Consider the following 9,022-nt stretch of genomic DNA (forward strand, 5'->3'; position numbering starts at 1 on the left):
CCTGTCGGAGCGGGGGCGGGCGGGCAGGTCAGAGGATGGCGACCGGGGCCACCGGGGTGCCCACCGCGCCGACGAAGGGTTCCGGCATGGCCGAGAGGAGGAACGCGTAGCGGGAATCTTCCGCACAGGCTGTGGACAACTTTTCGAGGTTCCAGTTCTGGCCCTGGTGCATGCCCATCTCGACCAGGTCCAGCGCGTGCACCGGCAGCCACAGGTTCTCTATCTCCGGCGGGAAGATCTCGAAGGTCAGGGTGTCGTTCGCGACGGCCGCCACGTCCCGCGCGTGGAACCACTCGGGCGTACGGACGGACAGCCCGGGCGACGGGTAGCCGTAGCCGTGTTTGTCGCCCGCCAGGTAGACCTGCACCTGGCCGGTGCGGACCAGGACGATGTCGCCCGCGCGGACGGTGACCCCGCCGAACTCCTCCGCCTGCTCCAGGTCCTCCGGGGTGACCGCGTGGCCTCCGGGGAGCCGGTCCAGGCCCTTGGCGCGGGCCACGTCCAGCAGGACCCCGCGCGAGACGATGTGCCCGGCCTTGTCGATGCCGCTGAACTCGGCGCGGCCGTGCGCCGTGATGGTGCCGGCCGGGCGGCCGTTGTAGATCTTCCCCGAGTGCGAGACGTGCGTGAGCGCGTCCCAGTGCGTGCCGGCCTGGAGCCCGAAGGTCACCGCGTCGTCGCTGCACGCCACCGTGCCCGGGCCGAAGAGTTCCTGGTTGATCTGCACCATCGTGTGCAGCGGGTTGATCCGGCCGGGGATCATGCCGGACTGCACTCCGTCCTCCTTGAGCGGCAGCGCGAGCGGGATCCGGCGCCCGGTGCGGATCTCGGCCGCCGCCGCCCGGACCACCTCGTCGGTGATGAGGTTGAGGGTGCCGATCTCGTCGTCGGCGCCCCACCGGCCCCAGTTGTTGACGCGCTTGGCGATGTCGTGGAACTCGGCGGGCATGGCCATGGATCTCATCAGCTCCTCGAAGCGAAATGAACTGCGGTGGCGAACTGGGGCTTGTGCTGGCGCATCCGACTGCCCATAGAATCTAACGGACCGTCAGAAAACGCGGGAAGGGGCCGGACGTGGGGAACTTCTTGGCAGGCAAAGTCGTCGCCGTCACAGGCGCCGGCCGGGGCATCGGGCGGGCCGTGGCACTCGCCGCGGCCGCCGAGGGTGCCAAGGTCGTCGTCAACGACTACGGCGTGGGGATGGAGGGCAACGAGCCCACCAGCGAGATCGCCGAAGCGGTGGTGAAGGAGATCGTCGCCGCGGGCGGCGAGGCCGTCGCCGTGGCCGACGACATCTCGACCATGGCGGGCGGCCAGCGCATAGTCGACACCGCGCTCGCCCAGTACGGACGCATCGACGGAGTCGTGTGCGTCGCCGGCATCCTGCGCGAGCGGATGCTGTTCAACATGTCCGAGGAGGAGTGGGACCCGGTGGTCGCCACCCACCTCAAGGGCACGTTCACCGTCTTCCGCGCCGCCTCCGCCGTCATGCGGCGCCAGGGCACCGGCACGCTGATCGGCTTCACCAGCGGCAACCACCAGGGCTCGGTTGCCCAGGCCAACTACAGCGCGGCCAAGGGCGGGATCATCTCGCTCGTCCGCTCCGCCGCGCTGGGGCTGGCCAAGTACGGGGTCACCTCCAACGCCGTCGCACCCGTCGCGCGCACCCGGATGTCGGCCAACGTGCCGATGGAGCTCAAGGAGATCGGCGAGCCCGAGGACGTGGCCGCGCTCGTCACCTACCTGCTCTCCGACAAGGCCGTGGCCGTCGGCGGCGAGAAGATCACCGGGCAGGTCTACACGATCGCCGGCCCGAAGATCGCCGTCTGGGCCCAGCCCCGCGAACTGCGCGCCGGCTACGCCGAGGGCTCCTGGACCCCCGAGAAGATCGCCGACTTCCTGCCCGGGACCGTCGGCACCGACCCGATGCCGATGCTCGCCCAGCTCGAAGCCATGGCCAAGGCGGCGGCCGCCAAGGACCGCCCCAACGCGTAGCCCCCGGCCGGGTGTTCAGAGTGGATGGGCGCGTACGCGTGCCACGGCGCGAGAGACCGGACCGGAGGGGGCACTGACCATGGACTTCGGCTTCGACGACGAGGACGAGATGTTGCGCGGCCAAGCCCGGGAGTGGCTGGCGGAGCACCTCACGGGGCCGTACGAGGAGGCCGTCGGCCTCGGTGGCCCCGGCAGCGAGCACGAGGGGGTCGAGGTCCGCCGCGCCTGGGAGCGCGAGTTGGGGCGGGCCGGCTGGATCGGCCAGGGCTGGGAGACGGGAGGAGGTGACGCGTACGGCAACCGGCGCCTCTCCCTCACCGGGCAGGTGGTCTGGGCGGAGGAGTACGCGGCTGCGCGCGCCCCGGCCCGGGTCGGCCACATCGGCGAGAACCTCCTCGCGCCGACGCTGATCGCCTACGGCTCCCCGGAGCAGCGGGCCCGCTTCCTCCCCGGCATCGCCCGCGGCGAGGAGCTGTGGTGCCAGGGCTACTCGGAGCCGGGGGCCGGCTCCGACCTCGCGGGGATCCGTACGACGGCGGTACGGGACGCGGCCGATGGGCTGTTCCGGGTCACCGGGCAGAAGATCTGGACCTCCCTCGCCCAGGACGCCGACTGGTGCTTCGTCCTGGCGCGCACCGGGGCCGGGTCCGAGCGGCACCGCGGGCTGTCCTTCCTCCTCGTCCGCATGGACCAGCCGGGCAAGGTCGAGGTCCGGCCGATCCGGCAGATGTCGGGGACCTCCGAGTTCAACGAGGTGTTCTTCGACGGTGCGGTCGCCGACGAGGTCGTCGGCGGCGAGGGCAACGGCTGGTCCGTGGCCATGGGACTGCTCGCGCTGGAGCGCGGGGTCTCCACGCTCGTCCAGCAGATCGGCTTCGCGGCCGAACTGGAGCGGGTGGTCCGGGCGTACGTGGCTGCGGGCGCGGGCGACCCGGTCCTGCGCGAACGCCTCGTACGGCAGTGGGCCGAGCTGCGCACGATGCGGTGGAACGCGCTGCGGACGCTGGGCGCCGAGGGCGGGGACCCCGGCGCGCCCAGCGTGGCCAAGCTGCTGTGGGGCGGCTGGCACCGGCGGCTCGGGGAGCTGGCGGTGGAGGTCAGGGGCGCCGTGGCCACGGCCGGGCCGGGGCACTGGTCGCAGGGGACCCCGTACGAACTCGGACTCGACGAGGAGCAGCGGCTGTTCCTGTTCACCCGCGCCGACACCATCTACGGCGGCTCGGACGAGATCCAGCGCAACATCATCGCCGAGCGCGTGCTCGGCCTGCCTAAGGAGTCCAGTTGAGAGGCGTCGTATTCGACGGCAAGCAGGCCCAGGTGGTCGAGGATCTGGAGATCCGGGACCCGGGGCCGGGGGAGGTGCTGGTCGCGATAGCGGCGGCCGGTCTGTGCCACAGCGATCTGTCGGTGATCGACGGGACGATCCCGTTCCCGCCGCCGGTGGTGCTCGGGCACGAGGGTGCGGGCGTGGTGGAGGCGGTCGGGTCCGGGGTCACGCACGTTGTGCCCGGCGACCACGTCTCGCTGTCCACGCTCGCCAACTGCGGGGCGTGCGCGGACTGCGACCGCGGCCGGCCGACGATGTGCCGCAAGGCGATCGGGATGCCGGGGCAGCCGTTCTCGCGGGGCGGCAAGCCGCTCTTCCAGTTCGCGTCGAACTCGGCCTTCGCCGAGCGGACGATCGTCCGGGCCGTGCAGGCGGTGAAGATCCCCATGGACATCCCGCTGACCTCGGCCGCGCTGATCGGCTGCGGGGTCCTGACGGGCGTGGGCGCCGTGCTGAACCGGGCGAAGGTGGACCGGGGCGAGACGGTGGTCGTCATCGGCACCGGCGGCATCGGGCTGAACGTGCTCCAGGGCGCGCGGATCGCGGGCGCCACCACCATCGTGGCGATCGACGCGAACCCGGCGAAGGAGGCGGTGGCCCGGCAGTTCGGCGCCACGCACTTCATCGACGCCTCGGCGGTGGCGGACTCCTCGGCGGCCGTGAAGGAGGTCCTGCCCACGGGCGCGGACCACGCCTTCGAGTGCGTGGGCAACGTCAAGCTGATCCGGCAGGCGATCGACCTGCTGGACCGGCACGGACAGGCGGTCCTGCTGGGCGTGCCCGGCTTCACGGAGGAGGCGGCCTTCCAGGTCTCGTCCATGTACCTGGACAAGACGATCATGGGCTGCCGGTACGGGTCCTCGCGCCCGCAGCGGGACATCGCGCTCTACGCGGAGCTCTACCGGCAGGGCAAGCTGCTGCTGGACGAACTGGTCACGGAGGTCTACCCGGTCGAGGACTTCGCCAAGGCCGTGGACGACGCCCACCACGGACGGGTGGCCCGCGGGGTCCTCACGTTCTGAGCCGGCCTGACCCGTGACCGGCCCTGCTCCCTGGAGCGGGGCCGGCCACGGCGTGTTCAGTACCGCCGCTTGACGACCCAGGTCAGGGCCAGCAACGGGGTCAGGCTCGCGAGGGAGGCGGGCAGCCGGTTGTCGCCGGCGACCTGGAATTCGAGGGCGACGGGCAGCAGCAGGACGATCCCGCACAGCAGGATCGCGAGGGCCGGCAGGTGGGTGCCGGGCCGGAAGCGGCGCAGCTTCTCCATGTCCGACGGGTCCATGTACGACTTGGTGATGGCGGCCGCGACGCCGGACCACAGCAGGCCGAAGAACGCGGCGATGGGGGAGCCGAGCCAGGCACGGGTCATGAAGGGGCGTTCGGCCACGCCCTCCTCGGGGTGGGCCGGGGCGAAATGGGCGTCCACCTGCATGCCCGGCTCGGGGAAGCGGCTGGTGGTGTACCCCTCCAGGGTGACTTCCCGGGGCCCGCTGTCGAAGGGGACGCGGACGACGAGGTCCGTGTCGTACGAGCCGTGGCTGTCCTGGGTGGGCGGTGTGTGAACCGGTTCGCCGACCAGCCGGACGATCTCCACCTTGCGGCTGTCGTACCCGACCCGATCGAGCCGCTCGATCTCCATGCCGTCCTTGCTGGAGCCGGTGAACAGCACCACGAGGGCGGCGGCCACGGCGAACGGCACGCCGATGGCGAAGAGGTAGGCCAGCCGCTCGTCCCCGGGGCGGTAGCCGGGAGGCGTCCACGGCTTGTCCAGCGGCCCGATCCGGGCCCGGTACGAGGCCACGACCCAGCAGCAGGCGAAGGCGGCGGAGGCTCCGGCGAATGCCAGCTCGGCCGTCAGCGGCGGGTACGGGGACACCGGGGTCAGCGCGCAGAAGATCGCGCCGATCGCACTGGCCGCCATGAGCCAGCCCGTGATGCCGGTCCACCGGCTGCGACCCGGCTCGTAGTACGTGTGTCTCATGGCCCCCGCCCGTTCGAGATCCGCAGGATAGCGGCGGGGCGGGCGGTCCTTTCGAGCAGGCCGTGTCAGCCGGTGAAGCGGCCGAAGCGGCCCTTGTGGAAGAGGAGGGGCTCGCCCTCGCCGGCCGCGCCCATGGCCTCGACCTTGCCCACCACGATGAGGTGGTCCCCGCCGGTGTGCACGGCGTGGATCCGGCAGTCGATCCAGGCGGGCACCGCGTCGAGCTGCGGTGAGCCCGTGGCGGGGGCCGGGGTGTGGGCGACCCCGGCGAACTTGTCGGCGCCGCTGACGGCGAAGGCCCGGCACAGCTCGCCCTGTTCGGCGCCGAGGATGTTCACGCAGAACACCCCGGTCCGGGCGATGCGGGGCCAGGTGGTCGACGTACGGGCCACCATGAAGGTGACCAGCGGCGGGTCGAGGGAGAGCGAGGCGAAGGACTGGCAGGCGAAGCCGGCCGGACCGTCCTCGTCCTCGCCGGGCGGGGAGGTGATGATCGTGACCCCGCTGGCGAAGTTCCCCAGTACGGCCCGGAATTCGGCGGGGCTGACGGGCGCGCGCTCGTCTGCGCCGACGGCCCGCAGATCGGGGCGGGGCAGTGCTTCGACGGGCTCGGTCCCGGGCTCCGCGGCGGCGGAGGTGGGGGAGCCGACTGATCTGAGGTATCGGACGACGGTGGCCGCCATCCCTGCATGTCCCATCACATCACCGATTGAAGCTGACGGTTCGTCAGATGGGAAGGGGAGTGTAGGGTCCACGTTCGTTGAACGTGTTCAATAGTGTGGGGATGGGGGCTCGTCATGTCGAACCAGGTGGTCGCCGCGCGGCGGAGCAGGCGCTCCTGGACCGGCATCGCGCCCGGTGCGGAAGCCGTCGCCGGGGCGCAGTTCCTCGTCGGGGCACTGTTCTGGTGGGTCTCCCCGGGGCAGAGCGACGCGTACGGCGTGGGCTACGGAACGTTCGCCATCGGCCTGATCCTCGAGGTGGCCTTCGGGTGCGTCTTCCTTCCGCCGCTCGCGGCCGCGGCGGGCTGGGTGCACGGCACGCTCTTCACCATCCCGGTGGTGGCGCTCTCGAACGCCGTGGGCGTGCGCGCCCGGACCCCCGCGGCCCGGTGGGCCCCGCCGGTGCTGGTTCTGCTCGCCGGCGTGTACGCCGCACCGGTGGCCCTGCTGATCCGCACCTCGTACGCCGCCACGTGGGGCTGGATCGCGGCCGCCGGGGTGCTCCCCGCGGGGGTCGCGGTGTACGCGCGGACGCGGCAGCGGACGAAGCTCCGGGTGCGGCTGTGGACGCTGGCGGCGACCGGGATCGCGGTACCCGCCGCCTTCGTCGCGGGCTTCCTCGCGCCCCCGTACCAGGCGCCGGTCCTGGAACGCGCCGACTACGTCGGCGTGTGGACCGGCTCCGGCGTCAGCCTGGAACTCGACGAGCAGGGGGCGGCGACGGCGACGGGCCTGCCGGTGGACGACGGATTCGGCGCAGCGGACCGCTGTTCGGGGCACGGGACGTGGAGGCACGTCGAGGGGACGGCCGCCGGCTCCGCCCCGGGCGTGGCCCTGTCCGTCGAGGCCTGCGACGAGGCTCCGCGGTACTGGAAGACGGCGGGCACGGCGGAGGCGCCGCAGCTGTTCGTGCTGATCGGCGACCCGGACGGCGGAGACGTGCGGGTGCTGCGGAAGCGGGCGGGGTAGGCCGTCGGGGCCGGCGGGCCGGCCGGCCGGGTCCGGGGTGTGCTGGGAGGCGCGGCGCACGGGTGCGGGTGCGGGTGCGGGTGTGGGTGTGGGCGCGGGCGTGGCGCAGCCGTACGGGTGATTCCACCGCCGTGCGGAGCCCCCCTGGAGCGCGGGCCCCTACGGGCTCGGCATCGTGGCGGGGGACCGGACCGGACCCCGCAGCAGCGGCGCACGCACAGGAGGACCCTCATGCTCGGCACCGATTTCCGCAAGGGATCGCCCAACTGGCTCGACCTCGGGAGCCCCGACACCGACGGGGCCGTCTCGTTCTACACCGGCGTCTTCGGCTGGGAGTACGTCTCACTCGGCCCGGAGGCGGGCGGCTACGGCTTCTTCCAGGTCGACGGCAAGACCGTAGCCGCCCTCGGGCCGCTCACCGAGGAGGGCGCCACCCCGGCCTGGATGCTGCACTTCAACACCCCCGACATCCAGGAGACGGCGGCGGCCGTCAGGGCGGGCGGCGGAGTGGTGCGCGTGGAGCCCGGGGACGTCATGGGGGAGGGCTGGCTGGCGCAGTTCACCGACCCGCAGGGCGCTGAGTTCGCGTGCTGGCAGCCGGGGAAGACCGTCGGGCTGGGGCTGACCTCCGAGGAGAAATCCCTGGTCTGGGCGGAGCTGCACGCGCCCGATCCGGTCGCCGCCATCGAGTTCTACGCCGGCCTCTTCGGGTGGCGCTCCGTCGAGATGCAGGCACCCGGGATGACGTACCGGGTGCTGAGCATCGCCGACGGGGACCAGGAGGACGGCTCCTTCGGCGGGGTCGCACCGCAGGGCGACGGCGCGGGCGAGGGCGCCGGGGCGAACGAAGTCCCGCGCTGGGTGCCGTACTTCAACGTCGCCGACGTGGACGCGACCGTAGCCGCGATCCGGGGTGGCGGGGGCTCGGTCCTGATGCCCGCCGCCGACGTCCCGGAGGTCGGCCGGATGGCGTGGGCCGCGGACCCGACGGGAGCGGTGTTCGCGCTGCTCACGCCGGACCCGCAGATGTAGGTGCGGGTGGGGGGTGGGGGGTGCGGGTGCGGGTGTGCGTGTGGGTGCGGTTACCGGCCGAGGTACTTCGGGGTGCGGCGCTCGACGAAGCTCGCGACGCCCTCGTTCGCGTCGGCCGTGGTCATGTTGAGCTCCTGGGCGTTGGCCTCGGCGGCGAGCGCGGTCGCCCGGTCACCGTCCAGGGAGGCGTTGACGAGCTGCTTCGTCAGGGCCAGGGCGCGGGTGGGGCCCTGCGCGAGGCGCTCCGCCCACTCCCGGGCGGTGTCCTCCAGGGCCTCGGCGGGCACCACCTTGTTGACCAGGCCGAGCCGCTCGGCCTCGGCCGCCGGGACGGCGTCCCCGAAGAACATCAGCTCCTTCGCCTTCTGCGGGCCGACGAGGCGGGGGAGGAGGTACGCGCCCCCGCCGTCGGGGACTAGGCCGCGGCGGACGAACACCTCGATGAAACGGGCCGGTTCAGCGGCGATGACCAGGTCGCAGGCGAGCGCGAGGTGGGCGCCGATGCCGGCCGCGGTGCCGTTCACGGCGGCGATGACCGGCTTCTCGCAGTCGAGCACTGCGGTGATCAGGCGCTGCGCGCCGAGCCGGATCATGCGGGCCACGTCCCCGGCGACCCGCTCCGCCGGGGCGGCGGGGGCTCCGCGGAGGTCGGCGCCCGCGCAGAAGCCCTTGCCGGTGGCGGTGATGACGACGGCCCGCACGTCGGGGTCGGCGGAGGCTTCGGCGAGCAGCCCGATGACGCGCTCGCGCTGGTCCCAGGTGACGGCGTTCATGGCCTCCGGCCGGTTGAGGGTGATCCAGGAGACGCCGCTCTCGAAGCGGTGGAGGACTTCGTCCTCGGGGGTGCCGGTCATGGTGTGGAACTCCTGTTCGTTCGTGGTGGGGTGCGGCGCGGCGCGGCGCCGTTGCCGGGGACCAGTCCCCGGGCCCCTGCGCCTCAAACGCCGGCGGGGCTGGGTTGTGGTGGGCGTGGGTTTGTCTGCGGGTGGGGGCCGG

The 9,022-nt window shown here is 72.8% G+C and carries 9 protein-coding genes; 5 read left to right on the forward strand and 4 right to left on the reverse strand.

Going from position 1 to position 9,022, the window contains the following annotated elements:
- Nucleotides 1-28: 28 nt before the first annotated feature.
- Nucleotides 29-955: a cyclase family protein gene (locus tag AC061S_RS39400; RefSeq protein ID WP_478690689.1), complete on the reverse strand. Its 927-nt coding sequence runs from the start codon at nucleotides 953-955 to the stop codon at nucleotides 29-31.
- A 119-nt stretch (nucleotides 956-1,074) separates the two neighbouring features.
- On the opposite strand from AC061S_RS39400, the gene AC061S_RS39405 reads away from it, so the two are divergent.
- The 3 genes from AC061S_RS39405 to AC061S_RS39415 all read left to right on the forward strand — a co-directional run bounded on the left by AC061S_RS39405 (nucleotide 1,075) and on the right by AC061S_RS39415 (nucleotide 4,344).
- Nucleotides 1,075-1,995 (forward strand): SDR family NAD(P)-dependent oxidoreductase, encoded by a 921-nt coding sequence (locus tag AC061S_RS39405; RefSeq protein ID WP_266907638.1) that lies wholly within the window; start codon nucleotides 1,075-1,077, stop codon nucleotides 1,993-1,995.
- Nucleotides 1,996-2,074: 79 nt separating this feature from the next.
- On the forward strand, nucleotides 2,075-3,280 hold the full coding sequence (locus tag AC061S_RS39410) for an acyl-CoA dehydrogenase family protein (RefSeq protein WP_478690683.1): 1,206 nt from the start codon (nucleotides 2,075-2,077) through the stop codon (nucleotides 3,278-3,280).
- On the forward strand, nucleotides 3,277-4,344 hold the full coding sequence (locus AC061S_RS39415; RefSeq protein ID WP_478690684.1) for a Zn-dependent alcohol dehydrogenase: 1,068 nt from the start codon (nucleotides 3,277-3,279) through the stop codon (nucleotides 4,342-4,344). The genes AC061S_RS39410 and AC061S_RS39415 overlap by 4 nt, the downstream gene beginning before the upstream one ends.
- A gap of 56 nt (nucleotides 4,345-4,400) precedes the next feature.
- Here the strand turns inward: AC061S_RS39415 and AC061S_RS39420 are convergent, their stop codons facing one another.
- The gene (locus AC061S_RS39420; RefSeq protein ID WP_478690685.1) at nucleotides 4,401-5,303 is read right to left on the reverse strand and encodes a hypothetical protein; all 903 of its coding nucleotides are present in this window, start codon (nucleotides 5,301-5,303) and stop codon (nucleotides 4,401-4,403) included.
- A gap of 65 nt (nucleotides 5,304-5,368) precedes the next feature.
- Nucleotides 5,369-5,986 (reverse strand): flavin reductase family protein, encoded by a 618-nt coding sequence (locus tag AC061S_RS39425; protein WP_478690690.1) that lies wholly within the window; start codon nucleotides 5,984-5,986, stop codon nucleotides 5,369-5,371.
- Nucleotides 5,987-6,100: 114 nt separating this feature from the next.
- Here AC061S_RS39425 and AC061S_RS39430 point away from each other — a divergent pair, with 114 nt between their 5' ends.
- Nucleotides 6,101-6,994 (forward strand): hypothetical protein, encoded by an 894-nt coding sequence (locus tag AC061S_RS39430; RefSeq protein ID WP_478690686.1) that lies wholly within the window; start codon nucleotides 6,101-6,103, stop codon nucleotides 6,992-6,994.
- Between the two features lie 231 nt (nucleotides 6,995-7,225).
- The gene (locus tag AC061S_RS39435) at nucleotides 7,226-8,026 is read left to right on the forward strand and encodes a VOC family protein (protein WP_478690687.1); all 801 of its coding nucleotides are present in this window, start codon (nucleotides 7,226-7,228) and stop codon (nucleotides 8,024-8,026) included.
- A gap of 50 nt (nucleotides 8,027-8,076) precedes the next feature.
- Here the strand turns inward: AC061S_RS39435 and AC061S_RS39440 are convergent, their stop codons facing one another.
- On the reverse strand, nucleotides 8,077-8,880 hold the full coding sequence (locus tag AC061S_RS39440) for an enoyl-CoA hydratase/isomerase family protein (RefSeq protein WP_478690688.1): 804 nt from the start codon (nucleotides 8,878-8,880) through the stop codon (nucleotides 8,077-8,079).
- Nucleotides 8,881-9,022: the final 142 nt, after the last annotated feature.

Source organism: Streptomyces sp. CA189 (assembly GCF_056428985.1).